A 17,728-nucleotide genomic window follows, 5' to 3' on the forward strand; every position below is an offset into this window, starting at 1 on the left:
TTAGAAAGATTTTACATGTTCGTAAACAGCATTTAACGCTTCTTCCAGTTTTGCAGCATCTTTTGCACCGGCCATTGCCATATCCGGACGACCGCCGCCTTTACCGCCGCATGCTTCAGCTACTTGCTTCACAATGTTCCCTGCGTGATAGTTTCCACCTACGATATCTTTCGTTACACCCGCGCACAGCATTACTTTCTCGCCATCGACAGCACCAAGAACAATAACGGCTGATTCCATTTTTTCTTTTAAATCATCCATCATTTGGCGTAGCTGATTATTGTCTTTTGCTTCTACACGAGTTGCAAGTACTGTCACTTCACCAATTTTTTGTGCGGCATCCAATACTGCGCCAGCTTGTGCATTGGCAATTTTTTGTGACAGGGAATCATTTTCGCGTTGCAGTTCTTTATAATCTGCTTGAAGTGTCGCCACACGAGTTGCCACATCTTTAGCATTTGATTTTAAAAGAACAGCTGCTTCATTTAAAATCGCTTCTTCTTCTTTAATCGCTTCATATGCAGCTTTTCCTGTAACAGCTTCGATACGGCGAGTACCAGCACCGATACCGCTTTCGGATACGATTTTAAAGATGCCGATTTCAGATGAACGGCTTACATGCAGTCCACCGCAAAGTTCGATAGAGTAGTCTGAAACGGCTACAACTCGGACAACATCACCATATTTTTCACCGAACAGCGCCATTGCACCCATCGCTTTTGCAGAATCGATATCCATTTCCTGAATAACGACTTCGATATCTTCCCAAATCTTTTCGTTCACTGCACGCTCCACTTGTGCAAGCTCTTCTTTCGTTGCAGCGCCAATGTGAGAGAAGTCGAAGCGTAAACGGTCAGGACCTACATAAGAACCCGCTTGTGCTACATGATCACCTAATACGTCTTTTAATGCACGGTGCATTAAATGTGTTGCTGTATGGTTTTTAAGGATCAATTTACGTTTTGCTTCATCTACTTTTGCAGTAGCCATATCGCCGACATTCATTTCACCTGATTCCACTACAACTGTGTGCAATGGCTGACCATTCGGCGCTTTTTGAACATCTTTTACGATGGCCGTGAATCCGTCCGCTTCAATGATACCAGTATCGGCAATTTGTCCACCCATTTCAGCATAAAACGGTGTTTCCGTTAAAATCACTAACGCCTCTTCACCTTCAGAAGCAGTAGAAGTTTCTTGTCCGTTGACAACGATTGCCGCAACTTTTGCAGAAGCTTCAAATGCATCATAAATAAATGTTGACTGCTGTGTTAAATTTGAAAGCACTTCATTTTGCACTTGCATTGAATCCACATCAGCACGGGCATTACGTGCGCGCTCACGCTGTTGCTCCATAGAAGCTTCAAAACCTTCATGGTCAACTGTCATGCCAACTTCTTCTGCATACTCTTCCGTTAACTCAATCGGGAAACCGAATGTATCATATAGACGGAATGCGTCTGCACCAGGGATAACTGTTTCGCCTTTTGCTTTTTGGCTTTCTGCAACTTCGTTGAAAATTGCTAATCCTCCATCCAGTGTTTCATGGAAGCGTACTTCTTCGTTTTTAATAACACGTTGAATAAATGCTTCCTTCTCTTTTACTTGCGGGTAGAAATCATGCATAATCTCTCCGACTGTCGGCACTAATTCAAACATAAACGGCTTTTCGATACCGATTTTTTTCGCATAGCGGACAGCACGACGTAATAGACGGCGCAATACATAGCCGCGGCCTTCATTCGATGGCAATGCGCCGTCCCCGATAGCAAACGCTACTGTACGGATATGGTCTGCAATTACTTTAAATGGTGTATTCACATCTTCCGTCGATCCGAAAATTTCTTTTAAATCCACTTCATGCGGACGTTTGTATGTCCGGTTTGCAAACGTTTCTGTTTTTTCGATGATCGGCATGAATAAGTCTGTATCAAAGTTTGTCGGTACGTTTTGTACTACTGAAACGATACGTTCAAGACCCATACCTGTATCGATGTTTTGCTTTGGAAGCGGAGTATATGTGCCGTCCGGGTTATGGTTGAATTGAGAAAATACAAGATTCCAAATTTCAAGGTAACGCTCGTTTTCCCCGCCTGTGTACATTTCTTCTGCCGGTGCCCCAACACCATATTCTTCACCGCGGTCATAGAAGATTTCAGAGTTTGGACCAGATGGACCTTCTCCGATATCCCAGAAGTTGCCTTCAAGTCGGATTAGGCGCTCTTTCGGAATCCCGATTTCGTTGTGCCATACGTCATATGCTTCCTGATCTTCAGGGTGGATTGTTACCGATAACTTTTCAGGATCGAAGCCCATCCATTTTGGGTCCGTTAAAAACTCCCAAGCGTAATGAATCGATTCTTTTTTAAAGTAATCCCCGATAGAGAAGTTCCCTAACATTTCAAAGAATGTATGGTGACGCGCTGTTTTCCCTACGTTTTCGATATCGTTTGTACGAATCGATTTTTGTGCATTCGTAATGCGCGGGTTATCTGGAATGATACGTCCGTCAAAATACGGTTTTAATGTCGCCACTCCTGAGTTGATCCATAAAAGTGAAGGGTCATTAATTGGAACTAATGGTGCTGATGGTTCAATATGATGCCCTTTTTCTTTAAAGAAATTCAAATAAAGACGACGAATTTCAGAACCTGTCATAATTTTTGTTGTCATGATTTTTTTCCTCCTAATTTTTACTGAAGTCGATGAATTTTGGTACGAATTGATTACACCTTCACGTAAATAAGTGCTTCGTTCACCGGAAATCTTAATGATTCGCTGAAGAAAACAAAAAAAGCCTTCATCCCGGTAAAGGGACGAAGACTATTATTTCGTGGTACCACCCTAATTTATAATGCGCTGTGCATTATATCTCAAGTGCTTGTAACGTAAGCAGACGGCAGTGATTAGCTGCACTCTGGAGTAGCTTTCAGTATTTATTCGGGGAGATTTTTTCAGCCGGGAAATCTCTTTCTGATCACGAAGTCCATACGTACTTGTTCCATCATCGTTTTCATTTTATTATGCTCTTCATTATAAAAAATAGACATCGTGCTGTCAATCGGCATTCCTTAATAATTAAAACGTTTTTTCGTCAGTAAAATTAAAAGAATTGCAGGCACTGTACATATGGTCATTCCCAAGAACGCCAAACCTGGCTCGATTTCATAAAGTGCACCACCTAATAATGTTAGAATCGCTGCACTTAAACTCATTGCAAGGGCCGAATATATCCCCTGTGCATTGGGAATCTGTTCCTGTGGTAAAGCTTTTGAAATATAGCGGATAAAGGCATAATGCGCCATCGCAAATGACAGGGCGTGAAGTGCCTGAGATATGATAAACATCGGCATATTCGGAAATGCGTAGACGAGTATCCAACGAATGCTCGAGCCAATTGCCGCAATAAGCAATAACGAAGAAGGCTTCCATTTTGTAAGAATTGTATCAGCCTTAAAAAAATAAAGAACTTCAAATATTACCGCGACATTTAAAATCATGCCGATATAAAACGGATTGACATTCAGATCCTGCAGATAAATATATCCATAATTATAGTACGATGCGTGTGCCCCCTGAAGTAAAATGACGACAAATAATACGATGATAAAGCTTTTTACTTCAAATAGTCCTTTCATTGAAAGCGTTTTTCCGTTCTCTCTTACAGGCACTAAACTTAAAACTTGAGGTGCAGGCATGAATTGAATGATGAGCAATGCTGCTAAACCTAAAATCATCATCCACAAAATCATTTGCTCCCCGTACATCCCGCTGATCATACTGATGATAAGTACAGCGACGACAAACCCAAAAGATCCTAACGAACGCGCTTTCCCATAATGAATGGATCCATGTTGCATTAATGTGGAAGCACTGCTCTCAACAGCCGGTAATAATGCCGGGTAAAAAGCACTGAACAGCAATGTCATGAAAAATAAGCCGCTGAATGAATTAATCGGTATGTATAGCAGCGTCACAATTAATGAACTTGCCGTAAAAAAGATCAGCACATTTTTGTTGCTCATTACTTTCGATACAAACGGGAAGATAAACATCGTCGATACAGCCCGTGCAACGAGCCCAAAGCCCATAATAATACTCGCTTCCGAAACCGTAAGCCCTTTATCGTTAATAAGCCAACCTGTCCAATACGGCAGGAAAATACCCCATGTAATAAAGAACATAAAGAAGTTTTTTGCGAGCCAACGCTGATTATTCATAGTCTTCATCCTTTTTCGTTTTTATTAAGTTGAATATTAGCATGAGAAATACTACAATAATGTGAGAAATCTCATATTTTATTGGAAGGAGTTGCTCTATAATTTGAGAAAGTTACCATTAGATGAAAGTCTATCATATATCGAACGATACCCGATTTCCCAATATTTTTCATTTGATATTGTTCCATTTATCCACGTGTATGAATTTGATAAAGGCGAATTTATTTTCCATGAGCATTCTTTCCCTGACTATTTGTATTACATGGTTGAAGGGAAAGCTAAATTATATATTACCCATAAAAACGGGAAAATCTCGCTCATCGATTTTATTACAGCCCCAACATTCATGGGCGAAATGGAATTGTTAAATGCCGAACGCTATTCAAAAGGCATTCAGACTTTATCAAAGTCCGTATGTTTTGCCATTTCGATTCAGGAAGTGAAGGAAAAATTATTGGCAGATCCTGTGTTTCTGAAAATGCTCTGTCTTTTTTTAAGTCACAAAGCAACCACAGCAACAGCAAAATATACACAAAACCAGGCCTATCCGCTGGAAAACCGGTTAGCCTCATTTATTCTACTATCATCAGATCAGCAATTCTATAAAGAAAAACATACAGAAGTCTGTGATTACTTAGGTGTATCCTATCGCCACCTGCTCTTTGTGCTTGCACAATTCAGCGAAGCCGGCTATATCACGAAGCAAAACCGCGGGTATGTTCTGGCAAATCGGCCTGAACTGGAAAAACTCGCAGCAGAAATTACGTATTAAAAAAAGACTGCGCTAAAATATTTTTTAGCACAGTCTCTGAAATATATTAAATAAACATACCAGCAATTGCAGCTGATAATAATGATGCCAATGTACCTGCAGCAACCGCTTTAATCGCAAGCTTTGCAATCATTGGACGTTTATCCGGTGCCATTCCACCTAAACCACCGATTAAAATACCCATTGAGCTTAAGTTTGCAAAACCACAAAGTGCAAACGAAATAATAATGCCGGTTTTTTCAGAAAGCTCGCCGATAACCGGTCCGAAGTTAGAGTAGGCAACAAATTCATTTAAGATTAATTTCTGACCGATAAATGAACCTGCACGCACTGCTTCATCCCAAGGAACACCGATTAAAAATGCCAAAGGCGCAAAGACATAGCCTAATAAACCTTCAAGCGTAACATTTTCAAAACCGAATAATCCTGTAATGCCGCCTAAAATACCGTTTAACAAGGCAATTAACGCGATGAAACTTAGTAGCATTGCCCCAACGTTTACAGCTAATTTCAATCCGTCAGATGCACCTACAGCAGCCGCATCAATAACATTTGTCGCTTCAGAATTTCGCTCTAATTTAAAGTCGTCTTCATTTACTTCTTCTGTTTCAGGAATCATTAATTTCGCCATTACTAGCCCAGCTGGAGCAGCCATGAAACTTGCCGCCAATAAATATTCAAGCGGAACACCTAATAATGAATAACCGATTAATACCGAACCTGAAACCGATGCAAGTCCACCTGTCATAACCGCGAACATTTGCGATTTCGTCATTTTATTTAAAAATGGACGAATTACAAGCGGTGCCTCTGTTTGTCCAACGAAAATATTGGCAGCAGCATTTACTGATTCTGCTTTTGTCGTACCTAATACCTTTGATAAGAAACCACCGATAATCTTAATGACAAATTGCATAATTCCTAAATAGTATAGGACAGAGATTAAAGATGAGAAGAAAATAATAATTGTCAATACGCTCATCGCGAATACAAATCCAACACTATCCGGATTTGCTAAACCGCCAAATACGAAGTTAATCCCTTCATTGGCATAACCAATCAGCTTCTGAACACCTTCAGAAAGTTGCATAAGCTTCTCACGGCCGAAAGACCACTTTAATACGATAAATGCAAAAATCAACTGGACAACTAATCCTGAAATAATAATTCTCCATTGAATTGCTTTACGGTTATTCGATAACCCGATGGCAATCAGTACGATTCCCAAAATACCTATGATTCCCCATACGAAATCCATGTATGTGCACCTTCTTTTTTAGTTTTGAAAACCTTTTCATTTTGTAATTTTTGACATCTAACTTCGGACGTCATATAAGTTTTTTTCATACTAACATATCCGCATAAATAATATTAATTAATAGTTTCTTTAAAAATTTCTGATTTTTCCGCAAAAAGTTGTCATTTTTTTAGTATGCCCCGTTTTGTCTCAAAATTTTATTGTATTTAAAACATTTTCCCTCTACTCTTGAACGTAAACACATCATTTAATAAATTTGTCCAAAATAGTACATTTCCATGAGCATTAAAAAAACTAGCCATTCCCATTCAAACATGAACGAAAATGACTAGTTCTATTCTTCATTGAAGTCGTACGGCGAAACATTTCCCATGCCAATTAATGGATGAATATATGGTGCTGTTTCTGCAGTTAAATGATTTGGCAACGATTCTCCGATTTTATGTGAGGCCGAAACATTCAGGAGACCAAGCTGCTCTGTAGAAGGATTTTGCTTCACTTCCTTAACGGACGCTTTTACCTCTTCTTTTTCCGGTAACTCTTCTGCCTTTTCAGCAGTGATAAATTCAGGATTTAATCGCGCCTTTAATGTTGTTAACCGGGTTAAATCATCTGTTTTCGCTAAACCGTTCGCCAATACATCCGGCTCACCGCATAAAATCAAAAAGTTTTTGGCACGTGTGATCCCCGTATACAGTAAATTTCTGCGAAGCATTTTTGAATAGCCGCGGACAATCGGCATAATGACCGTTTGAAATTCCGAGCCCTGAGATTTATGAATTGAACAGCAATAGGCCAATGTTATCTGGTTCAAATCAGCACGCTGATACGTTACTTCGATTCCATCATAGCTGACGATAAGCAAATCCTGCTTTTCCACTGTTTCCTTTGCACGGATGATGGATATCACTTCCCCCATATCCCCGTTGAAGACATTATTATCCGGTTGATTCACCAGCTGCAGCACTTTGTCCCCGATCCGGTATATCGTATCACCGAAAACAAGTTCTTTTCTCATTCCATCATTCGGATTGACAAGCTGCTGAATTTCTTTATTTAAATTATCAATACCTGCAGGACCTTTGTACATTGGTGCCAATACTTGAATATCTCGAATGGCCTGTCCTTTTGCAAGCGCACCTTTTACAACTTGTGTGACAACGCTCGTTACTTGTCCGGCTCCTGCCTGAATAAACGAGCGGTCCGCTGTTTTTGCAGTCAGTGTATCCGGGACTTTGCCTTTTTTTATCTGGTGGGCCATTTCGATAATTGTAGATCCTTCCGCCTGACGGTATATATCCGTTAATTCGACGGTCGGTATTTGCTTGGATGCTAGTAAATCCTTTAATACTTGTCCTGGTCCAACAGGTGGTAACTGGTCCTGGTCTCCTACAAAGACGACCTGCACATCTTCATGCAGCGCTTTTAAAAGCTGATGGGCCAGCCATGTATCCACCATTGACATCTCATCGATAATGATGAGTCGCCCTACAACTTCACGCTCTGTTTCTTCATCCTTTTCCTGCCCGTTAAATCCTAATAGACGGTGGATTGTCATTGCAGGCAAGCCAGTCGATTCTGCAAGCCTTTTTGCTGCACGTCCTGTAGGTGCTGCCAGGACAATCGGAAACGGTTCTTCTTTTTCCGCATATGTTTTTGGATTCAATGATAATCCGTGAAGCTCAGCATATACTTCGACCAAACCTCGGACAACCGTCGTTTTTCCTGTCCCCGGTCCGCCTGTTAAAATCATCACCGCGGAATTAATTGCCGTTTCTATCGCCTGTGCCTGCGTTGGTGCATATGTCACATCGTACTGTTCTTCAATATCGCCAATCGCTTTTCGGATTTCATCTTTTGAAAAACTTTCGGCCATTTTGTTTTTTTCTTTCAATTCGTTGATTTTACTGGCAATGCCCACTTCACTAAAATAAAGTGACGGCAAGTACATACGTGTTTCTTCACCGCATATTTTCGAACCCTCTCGCATTTCGATTGCTGCTTTGGAAATCGCTTCATATGGAATTTCAATGCGCTGACTTTGTTCAAGTATATCTTTCACCATTGGAAGCACCATTTCAGCATCCAGATAGACATGTCCTTCGGATAATGCGGCATTTGTCAGTACGTGAAAAATAGCTGCTTTAATCCGGTCCGGATGATTTCCTGTTATCCCCAGCTTCGCACCAAGTTCATCCGCACGTATGAATCCGACCCCTTCCACTTCCTCAATCAACCGGTAAGGGTTTTCTGTCAGCAGCTGAATTGTTTCTTCACGATACGCCTGATAAATTTTCATCCCGAGCTGTGGTCCGAAGCCCCAGTCGTTCAGCCGTACCATCACCCGTTCCAGCCCCAAATTTTCCTCGATCGTCTGGCGGATATGTAATTTCTTTTCAGCAGAAAGACGGGGAACAGCATCAAGTGCTGACGGATCCTCCAATATTTTTGTAAGAGCATCCATTCCTAGCTTTTCTACGATAGTCTCTGCTGTTTTTCTCCCGACTCCTGTAAACAGGTCACTTGATAAATAATGGACGATTCCCTGCTCCGTTGTCGGAACTTCTTTTTCAAATGTGTCAATTTGAAACTGCATCCCGTATTTCGGATGACTTTTTAACTGCCCTGTAAAGCGATATAGTTCATCATTTACTAATTGAGGAAAATAACCAACTACGATGATTTCTTTTTCTTCATACTGAATATTCGTTTCTTGAATTTTGACACGAACAATGGAGTACATATTCGTTGAATTATGAAAAATTGTTACAATTGGTCGACCTAAAATAAAGAGCTTATTTACGTCAAACAAATTTAGATTTTCCGCCATTTTCATGCCACGCTTTCTAATAATAGTATGCCTATTTTATCATACCCGAAATAACCTGTCCTACAATATTGCAACAGACTTTGCGTCTGATTTTTCTATTAATTTAGCACGGTGAAATGTTATGATACATATAGAATGTAAGAGAAAGTAGTGACGAATATGAATTTTAGACCTTGTATCGATTTACACGACGGAAAAGTGAAGCAGATTGTCGGGAGCACGCTTGGCTATGACAATAAAGAAGTGGTTGAAAATTTCACTTCTGACCAGGATGCCTCGTACTACGCTTCATTATTTCTGCAGAACAGACTGACGGGCGGACATGTTATCATGCTCGGTCCAGGAAATGAAGAAGCGGCGATTTCCGCATTAGAGGCTTATCCGAACGGTCTACAAATAGGTGGCGGCATTACAGCAGACAATGCACAGAAATATATCGATGCAGGCGCTTCTCATGTCATTGTGACGTCCTATATTTTTCATGACGGGCAGATTGATATGCAGCGTCTGCAGCAATTGGTTAAAACAATCGGCAAAGAAAAACTGGTCCTTGATTTGAGCTGTCGAAAACGTGATGGGAAATGGTATGTTGTAACAGACAAATGGACAAAATTCAGTGACTTCGAAGTAAATGCACAGTCAATTAAGGAAATTGAAGAATATTGTGATGAACTTCTCATTCACGCGGTTGATGTGGAAGGTAAACGCAGCGGTATGCAGGAAGATTTAGTACGTGATCTGGCGGAGTGGACAACGATTCCGACAACGTATGCTGGAGGCGTTCGTTCAATTGATGATTTGAAAAAATTCGAATTGCTTTCAGATGGGAAATTACATGTCACTATCGGCAGCGCCCTTTCTATCTTCGGCGGTGACCTGGACTTCCAAACAGTAGTGAATTATTGCGAAGGTAATAAATAGGCTGCACTTTTATTACTGACTCATGTAGACCTTTCATTAATTTCTATTATAAAACAATAGCAAAAACCCATTTTTCGCTCATAGAAAAATGGGTTTTTGCGATGCTCTTACATATTGAACATGAGACGTTTTGCGATCATCTGGAACTCTTCCGGACCGATTCCCGGTGCAAACTCTTCCGGCAAATCATCCAGATCCGGCATCTTAGCACCTTTTGGCGTGCCCTCTTCTACGATGAGCGGAGCATTCGTTGTCGGATGCGGCCCTTTCCAGATTTTATTTATATCCTGATAATCCCCTACGTAATTCCACGTGAATAGTACATTTCCATAACCACGCTCCTCATACTTTCTCGCGTGGTCAAATACATGATTGTCAAGGCTAGGAATCGGAAGCATCCGTGTTACATCAACGCCGGTCGCCATTTCCAGTGCTTTTGCATAGGCCACAACATGTGTCCCGCCGCGCACTAGTAAATAACCGATCATTTCACGAGCTGTCGGATGATCTGTCATTTCATATACACGCATTTTATGTGTCCGCGCTCCGCATTCCAAGAAGAAATTATGCAGCAGGTCGAGCACTAAATTCCCGCTGGAAAATACATATTCCCCATTCCACGGTTTTCCCATCGAATCTACAGGTAAAGCTGTCTGCGCAGAAGCGATAAAGCTCTGCGTATTGCGCATATTTTTCGCATTCATCATCGGCGCAAGATTCGGGTTACCGGAAAACGTCGTATCTTTGCTGAGCAAATTGATTGTCGTCGCGACAAGTTCCACATGTCCAAACTCTTCTGCTGTAATACTCGCCACTAAATCATAAAATGGTTTTAATTTCTTTTTTCCGCGGAAATTGAACGACTGATACATATAGTTATTCAAAGTCGACATTTCACCAAATTTTCCGCCTAATAATTCCTGTACCGCACTTGCAGCATTTGCGTCTCCATATTCAACCTGTGGTAAATCAATAAGTAAACGATTGACGCGTTGAAACAATAAAGCACCCCCTAATTGTCATAGTAAGCTTATGACGATCAGAGGGTGCGTAGACCACATTCATTTCATTTTTTTAAAAATGGCATAATCCAAACTATTTTATCGATACGAATATAAAACGGTGTCTGGCACACATCAAGTACAATATAGTCCGGACAGATTGCGGCCAATACCCCTTGCTGAACACGATTCCCATCTTGCTGGACAGCCACCATCTGCCCTAAATAGTGTTGGATCGCTTCTAGCCAGTACGCGTTTGGATAGGTGTTCATTTGAACCAAAAAATCACTCCTTTGTATGCATACTGTACAATATGCGTAAAAGGAGTGATTCGTTCATCGATTATTTGCCTTTAGATTCAATCGTGATCGTTACAGGACCATCATTAATAAGTGCCACATCCATCATCGCACCGAAAACACCTGTTTCCACATGCAGTCCATTCGCCTTTAATTGTTCATTGAATGCTTCCCATAATGGTTTTGCATGTTCGGGTCTTGCAGCTTCCACAAAACTAGGGCGCTTCCCCTTGCGTGTATCCGCATATAGTGTAAATTGTGAAATAGATAAAATATCACCGCCAGCTTCGGCAATGGAGCGATTCATCTTACCGTCCTCATCTTCCCAAATACGCAAGTCGGTAATCTTTTTCGCTGCATATCTGATATCTTCCTCTGTGTCACTATGTGTAATGCCGACAAGCAGCACATAGCCTTTTTGAATAGCACCTGTTACTTGTCCATCGACTGTAACAGACGCCTGTTTTGAACGTTGTAATATTACGCGCATTTTTTCCCCTACTATCTATTAATTAATTACACGCTGAACGGAGTAAATATCCGGAAGCTGTTTAATTTTTTCGACAACACGATGTAGTCCTGAAATATTCGAAATGGCAATCGTTAAATGAATCGTGGCAATTTTTTCACGATCTGCACGACCAGTAACGGCCAAAATATTTGTTTTCGCTTCACTGACAGCATGCATGACATCATTTAAAATGCCTGGACGGTCGTATGCTGAAATCTCGATATCCACAGGGTAGTCTTTACGGATCTGTGTGCCGTCATTTTCCCACTCCACTTCAATAAGACGCTCCAGGTTTCCGTCTTCCTGGATGTTCGGACAATCTGCCCGGTGTACTGAAACACCGCGGCCTTTTGTAATAAAGCCAACAATATCATCACCCGGTACCGGTGTACAGCAACGCGATAAACGAATTAGTAAATTATCGATTCCTTTTACAATAACGCCTGATTCCGTACGCTTTTTCGGTGTCGGATTGTTCATACTTTTAACGATTTTTTCGAGCGCTTCTTCCTGTTCACGCTCTTTCCGCATTTTTTCCGCAAGTCGATTGACGATTTGCTGTGCCGTGATTCCGCCTACGCCGACAGCCGCATATAGATCATCTTCATGTGTATAGTTGTATTTTTCAATCACTCGTTTAATATTTTCTGTTGTCAAGACTTCCTTCATATCAAACTCTTGCGCCTTAATTTCTTTTTCGACGAGTTCTTTTCCTTTAATAACACTTTCTTCACGCACATGCTTTTTGAAAAATTGCTTGATTTTGTTTTTCGCCTGCGAGCTTTGTGCGATCTTAATCCAGTCACGGCTCGGGCCAAAAGATTGTTTTGATGTTAATACTTCAACAATATCCCCTGTTTTTAATGGTGTATCAAGCGGTACCATTTTCCCGTTCACTTTTGCACCGATCGTTTTATTCCCGACTTCCGAGTGTACGCGGTAAGCAAAGTCAATCGGTACAGAACCGGATGGAAGTTCGATAACGTCACCTTTAGGCGAGAATACATATACCATGTCCGAGAATAAATCGAATTTCAACGATTCCATAAACTCCGCAGCATTCGATGATTCATTTTGGAACTCTAGAATTTCACGGAACCAAGTGAGCTTCTGGTCAATTGTTTCGGCATTTTGTTCTACGGTTTTGCCCTCTTTATATGCCCAGTGAGCGGCGATACCGAACTCTGCTATTTTGTGCATTTCCTTCGTACGGATCTGCACCTCAAGCGGATCCCCATATGGTCCAATAACCGTTGTATGTAGGGACTGGTACAGGTTTTGCTTCGGCATCGCAATATAATCTTTAAAACGTCCGGGCATCGGCTTCCATAATGTATGGATAATTCCGATTACTGCGTAGCAATCTTTAATACTATCGACTAAAATACGCACTGCCAGTAAATCATAAATTTCATTAAACTGCTTTTTTTGAAGTACCATTTTACGGTAAATGCTGTATAAATGTTTCGGACGGCCAAAAATATCCGCTTCTATTTCCACTTCTTTCAGCTGGGAATTGATTTCGTCCATTACGTTATCCAAATAAGCTTCACGTTCATCACGCTTTTTCTTCATCAAGCTGACGATCCGGTAGTACTGCTGCGGATTTAAATAGCGTAATGCCGTATCCTCCAGCTCCCATTTCACCTTTGAAATCCCTAATCGGTGCGCTAACGGAGCGAAAATTTCCAGTGTTTCCTGAGAAATACGACGCTGTTTTTCAGCCGGCAAATGCTTTAATGTCCTCATATTGTGCAGACGGTCTGCCAGCTTAATTAAAATCACCCGGATATCCTGAGCCATTGCGACGAACATTTTCCGGTGGTTTTCGGCTTGCTGCTCTTCCTTAGACATATATTTAATTTTCCCGAGCTTCGTTACCCCATCAACAAGCTTGGCTACTTCTTCACTAAATTCATTTACTAGATCTTCGCGTGTCACTTCCGTATCTTCCACGACATCATGCAAAAATCCTGCGGCTACCGTTTCTGGATCCATTTGCAGTTCAGCCAAAATACCCGCTACCTGTACCGGGTGAATAATATATGGTTCTCCGGAGCTGCGGAACTGTTCTTTATGTGCTTCTTTCGCTACCTCATATGCTTTAACAACAAAGGTAACATGTTCTTCGTTCATATAAGATTTGACGAGCTCGAAAACATCTTCGGGCGCCAATATTTGTTCTTTCGCCATTATGAGTCCACCTGTTCTTTCTATTTTCGCTTTAAGTATAAGTTCAATTGTATAAAAGATGCCTACTAAATGTAAAGGCACGCAGGCATTTAGTTTTGCAGAAAGTCGAAATTTGTAGAATTATTGAACAGCTTCTAATCGATAATCTATGAAAAAAACTATCCCGCAAAGTTTATGCAGGATAGTTCTTTGGATTAATATTGAATTAAAGTTTTAATCGGAATATTGTTGATTTTGTTGCGGCCATTCAATTCTGTAAGCTCGATAATGAATGCTGCACCCACTACTTCGCCGCCTAATTGCTCAATTAAGCGAACAGTTGCTTCTACTGTACCGCCTGTTGCAAGCAAATCATCACAGATTAAAACTTTTTGGCCTGGTTTTACTGCATCTTTGTGCATTGTTAACGTGTCTGTACCGTATTCTAAACCATAATCTGCAGAAATTACTTCACGAGGAAGCTTTCCTGGTTTACGAACTGGTGCAAAACCGATTTCCAATGCATAGGCAACCGGGCAACCAATAATAAATCCGCGTGCTTCAGGACCTACAATGATTTCTGCGCCAACTTCTTTTGCATATTTTACAATTTCATCAGTCGCGTATTTATATGCCGGACCATTATCCATGATTGTTGTAATATCTTTAAAGCTGATGCCCTCTTTCGGCCAATTTTCAACTGTTGTTACGTACTGTTTTAAATCCATTCTTCCTATGTCCTCCTCAAGAACTCAATCGTTCATTAAACCATTGCTTAAGTTCACTGTATGTTGCATATAACAGCTTCTGCTCAAGTTCAATCTGTTGTGAACGCAATTTATATGACGGTGCTTCGGATAATGCTTTTTTTGGTGCATTTTCGTTTACTGTCGTCAAACCATTCTCTATTGTAACAAATCCTAGCTCAAAAAACACTTTTGTCATAAATTTAATTACTTCTATATTTAGTCCAATATGTTCGGATAATTGTCGAATATGTTGTTTCAAGTTAAATGCCGGACGTTTTTTCAGAAATCCGTAATACCATTTAAAGTGTTCCCTTGTCGGCATTCCATTAAAATATGCAGGTTGATCGGTATATAAATGTGCATAGATTCGTTCGATTTGTACAACCTGCAGTAAGTTTTCCAATGTGGATACATTTTCCGGCAAATCAAGCAATACGATATTTTTGTGTAATTTTTCGGCTTCGGTCCCTACAGTGAAATATATTATTTCTTTCGGAATTTCCTGTTCGAAATGTTGTTTTGTCTGTTCGGAAAAAGCAATGAAATCCGTTTTTTCCACGTTGATTTTTGCAAGCCAGTTTGCGGTCTTGCTTTTCCCGCGGTAGTCATACAGCTGCCATTCATTAACTCGAACATCCTGAATCATGAACTGCGGTTTTTTATTGCCCTGCCATTCATTGACCTGCAAATCCCCAACTAATGATAAGGCAACTCCATATGAAATTTCATCGTGTAAGGATCCTTTGTTGAACCCGATCGCATCCAAAGTACGGTACGAATCTTCCACTTCCATCTTCAGATGATTTTCGCCTGAACCGATTTTGCGCATCGATTTTACTTTCACATCCTGAATTCCAAAAACCGGCTTCGGAAATTCTGTGCCGAATGGAGCCAATTTCCGCAGTTCTTCAATCGCTTCAACGGTAATTTCACTTAGCTCAATCGGTACATCAATCTGCATCTTCTGTACAAGCTGCTCTTCGGTTAAGCAAAGTCGGGCCTGTTCGTTTAAACGTGTACGTAGCGAATCCACATGTTCGATCGGCAATGTCATACCTGCTGCCATCGGGTGTCCACCGAAATGCGGTAAAATATCACGGTTTTTCGCCAACTCATTATACAGATGGAATCCTTCAATACTTCTAGCGGAACCTTTTGCGATCGCTTTTTCATGGTTTAGTGAAAGAACGATTGTCGGGCGGTAATACTTTTCGACTAATCGCGATGCAACAATCCCGACAACACCCGGATTCCAGTCTTCACCCGCAACGACCAAAACAAGGGAATCTTTTAAGCCCCCATCATTTTCAATCATTGCGATTGCTTCTTTTGTAATGTCTTCTACAATTTTTTTCCGTTCCGTATTTTTATCATTCAATTCGGTTGCCAATGTATTTGCCTGTAGCGAGTCTTCACTCATTAAAAAATGCACGCCCGGCTCGGCACTGCCTAAACGCCCGATTGCATTAAGACGCGGGCCGAAATAAAAACCGACCGTTTCTTCATTTATCTCTCTCTGGTTTGACCCGGAAGCATCACAAATAGCTTTAACCCAAGGATTTGAAGACTGTTTTAATGCCTGCAAACCGCGCTGAACCAAATAACGGTTTTCACCAACGAGCGGTACTAAATCGGCAATTGTACCGACCGCCACATATTCAAATAGATGGTCCGGCAGCTCGCCATATAATGCATGCGCCAATTTGAAAGCAACACCTACACCCGCCAGCTCCCCAAACGGGTAATGACCTTCGGGGACACGTGGATGGATGATAACGTTGGCATCCGGCAAAACATCACCAGCCTCATGGTGATCGGTAATAATAACATCCAGACCAAGCTCTCTTGCCACATTTACTTGTTCAATTCCGCTTATTCCATTATCGACCGTAATTATTAAATTTACGCCATCTTCATAAGCTTTTTTAAAAAGTTCTTCATTCGGTCCATATCCGTGAATAAACCGGTCCGGAATGACAAAGCTGACATCAGCCCCCAAATCAAGTAACGCATTGAGCAGCACTGTTGTACTAGTAATTCCATCGGCGTCGTAATCTCCATATACGAGAATCTTTTCACCGTTATCCAATGCTTGTTCAATACGTATAACCGCGTCTTCCATCCCAGCCATCAGAAACGGATCGTGATATTGGGTTTCATCAATTTTCAGTAATGGCTTTGCTTGTTCTATCGATGTGCAGCCACGGGCAATTAAGATTTTTGCTGCGATCGTTGAAATATTCAGCTGTTCACTAAATTGTTTTACAAGGTGCTCATCTTGCTGTGTTATTGTCCATAATTTTTGTGACTGTATCATATATATTCACTTCCTCACGCAGTTCATTATAACGGAAATCTATTACGTTTCCCAAAGTTTCTTCTGATATTAATAGAAAAATTGATATGTAATTTCAGGAAGACTGTTGATCAGAATAGATATATTACACAGTCATCAATGGTTTCTTTACTGAATAGGCTATTCAATTAAAAAAAGCTATTTGAAAGTGTTTTTCCAGTTTCAAATAGCTACTATTAATCAATCCGCATCTCTTTTTGTCTTCTTTTGCGGCATGTTCTCATAATCCGGAACCTCTTCTGTTACAAACGCGGAAGCACCCCTTTCACGGAGCTCATTTTTCAAACGTACAATCTCGGCATCCTTTTCATTGATCAGTACCTGTGATGCTTCTAGTTCTTTTCGAACGGCTTTCGTTTGCCGTTTAACTCCGTACATACGGAATGCCGAAAAACAAAAGCTGATGATAAACCCGGTTAATACCGATCCCAGTATAATTAATATCAATGGCCAGCGCGCTTCACCAAAAACATAATTGACTTGTACGCTATCCACATTTACTGTAGCAAAGATGGCAATAATTATAGCAAAAATGAGTCCAACTACCAATGTCCATTGAATTTTCATATTAGTCTCCTCTCATAATTTCATTTAAAAATTTATTCCTTTTTTTCGATGTGGGTAAACAAAAACCGCGTA

General features: G+C 40.8%; 13 protein-coding genes and 1 other annotated feature. Of the genes, 2 read left to right on the forward strand and 11 right to left on the reverse strand.

Features of this window, described 5'->3' with window-relative positions; translation table 11 throughout:
* Together alaS and MKX73_RS00170 are read right to left on the reverse strand one after the other, a co-directional pair.
* Positions 1–2,673 (reverse strand): alanine--tRNA ligase, encoded by a 2,673-nt coding sequence (gene alaS / locus MKX73_RS00165; RefSeq protein ID WP_340715785.1) that lies wholly within the window; start codon positions 2,671–2,673, stop codon positions 1–3.
* 136 nt (positions 2,674–2,809) lie between these two features.
* Positions 2,810–3,017 (reverse strand) — a binding site (T-box leader).
* Positions 3,018–3,071: 54 nt separating this feature from the next.
* Positions 3,072–4,220 carry an MFS transporter gene (locus MKX73_RS00170; RefSeq protein ID WP_340715786.1) on the reverse strand — a complete coding sequence of 383 codons (1,149 nt, stop codon included), beginning with the start codon at positions 4,218–4,220 and terminating at the stop codon, positions 3,072–3,074.
* Positions 4,221–4,323: 103 nt separating this feature from the next.
* Between MKX73_RS00170 and yeiL the strand changes: the two genes are divergently transcribed.
* Complete coding sequence (gene yeiL, locus MKX73_RS00175) at positions 4,324–4,992, forward strand: transcriptional regulator YeiL (RefSeq protein WP_340715787.1); 669 nt, start codon at positions 4,324–4,326, stop codon at positions 4,990–4,992.
* Positions 4,993–5,038: 46 nt separating this feature from the next.
* Here yeiL and MKX73_RS00180 read toward each other — a convergent pair whose 3' ends face one another.
* Together MKX73_RS00180 and recD2 are read right to left on the reverse strand one after the other, a co-directional pair.
* Complete coding sequence (locus MKX73_RS00180) at positions 5,039–6,250, reverse strand: NupC/NupG family nucleoside CNT transporter (RefSeq protein ID WP_340715788.1); 1,212 nt, start codon at positions 6,248–6,250, stop codon at positions 5,039–5,041.
* Positions 6,251–6,584: 334 nt separating this feature from the next.
* Positions 6,585–9,080: an SF1B family DNA helicase RecD2 gene (gene recD2, locus MKX73_RS00185; protein ID WP_340715789.1), complete on the reverse strand. Its 2,496-nt coding sequence runs from the start codon at positions 9,078–9,080 to the stop codon at positions 6,585–6,587.
* Between the two features lie 159 nt (positions 9,081–9,239).
* Here recD2 and hisA point away from each other — a divergent pair, with 159 nt between their 5' ends.
* Positions 9,240–10,001, forward strand: coding sequence for a phosphoribosylformimino-5-aminoimidazole carboxamide ribotide isomerase (hisA, locus tag MKX73_RS00190; protein ID WP_340715790.1), 762 nt, complete (start codon positions 9,240–9,242; stop codon positions 9,999–10,001).
* Between the two features lie 107 nt (positions 10,002–10,108).
* Here the strand turns inward: hisA and MKX73_RS00195 are convergent, their stop codons facing one another.
* The 7 genes from MKX73_RS00195 to MKX73_RS00225 all read right to left on the reverse strand — a co-directional run bounded on the left by MKX73_RS00195 (position 10,109) and on the right by MKX73_RS00225 (position 17,656).
* The gene (locus MKX73_RS00195; protein WP_340715791.1) at positions 10,109–11,002 is read right to left on the reverse strand and encodes a manganese catalase family protein; all 894 of its coding nucleotides are present in this window, start codon (positions 11,000–11,002) and stop codon (positions 10,109–10,111) included.
* A 65-nt stretch (positions 11,003–11,067) separates the two neighbouring features.
* Complete coding sequence (locus tag MKX73_RS00200) at positions 11,068–11,274, reverse strand: YuzF family protein (protein WP_340718815.1); 207 nt, start codon at positions 11,272–11,274, stop codon at positions 11,068–11,070.
* A gap of 70 nt (positions 11,275–11,344) precedes the next feature.
* Complete coding sequence (gene dtd / locus MKX73_RS00205) at positions 11,345–11,791, reverse strand: D-aminoacyl-tRNA deacylase (protein WP_340715792.1); 447 nt, start codon at positions 11,789–11,791, stop codon at positions 11,345–11,347.
* Between the two features lie 18 nt (positions 11,792–11,809).
* A complete protein-coding gene (locus MKX73_RS00210) occupies positions 11,810–14,005 on the reverse strand; it encodes a RelA/SpoT family protein (RefSeq protein WP_340715793.1) in 2,196 nt (731 codons plus the stop codon).
* A gap of 194 nt (positions 14,006–14,199) precedes the next feature.
* Positions 14,200–14,712: an adenine phosphoribosyltransferase gene (locus tag MKX73_RS00215; protein WP_008407673.1), complete on the reverse strand. Its 513-nt coding sequence runs from the start codon at positions 14,710–14,712 to the stop codon at positions 14,200–14,202.
* A gap of 16 nt (positions 14,713–14,728) precedes the next feature.
* Complete coding sequence (recJ, locus tag MKX73_RS00220; RefSeq protein WP_340715794.1) at positions 14,729–17,050, reverse strand: single-stranded-DNA-specific exonuclease RecJ; 2,322 nt, start codon at positions 17,048–17,050, stop codon at positions 14,729–14,731.
* 219 nt (positions 17,051–17,269) lie between these two features.
* On the reverse strand, positions 17,270–17,656 hold the full coding sequence (locus MKX73_RS00225; protein WP_340715795.1) for a LapA family protein: 387 nt from the start codon (positions 17,654–17,656) through the stop codon (positions 17,270–17,272).
* Positions 17,657–17,728 lie beyond the last annotated feature (72 nt).

The organism is Solibacillus sp. FSL W7-1436, assembly GCF_038007305.1.
In the GTDB taxonomy this organism is placed as follows: Bacteria; Bacillota; Bacilli; order Bacillales_A; family Planococcaceae; genus Solibacillus.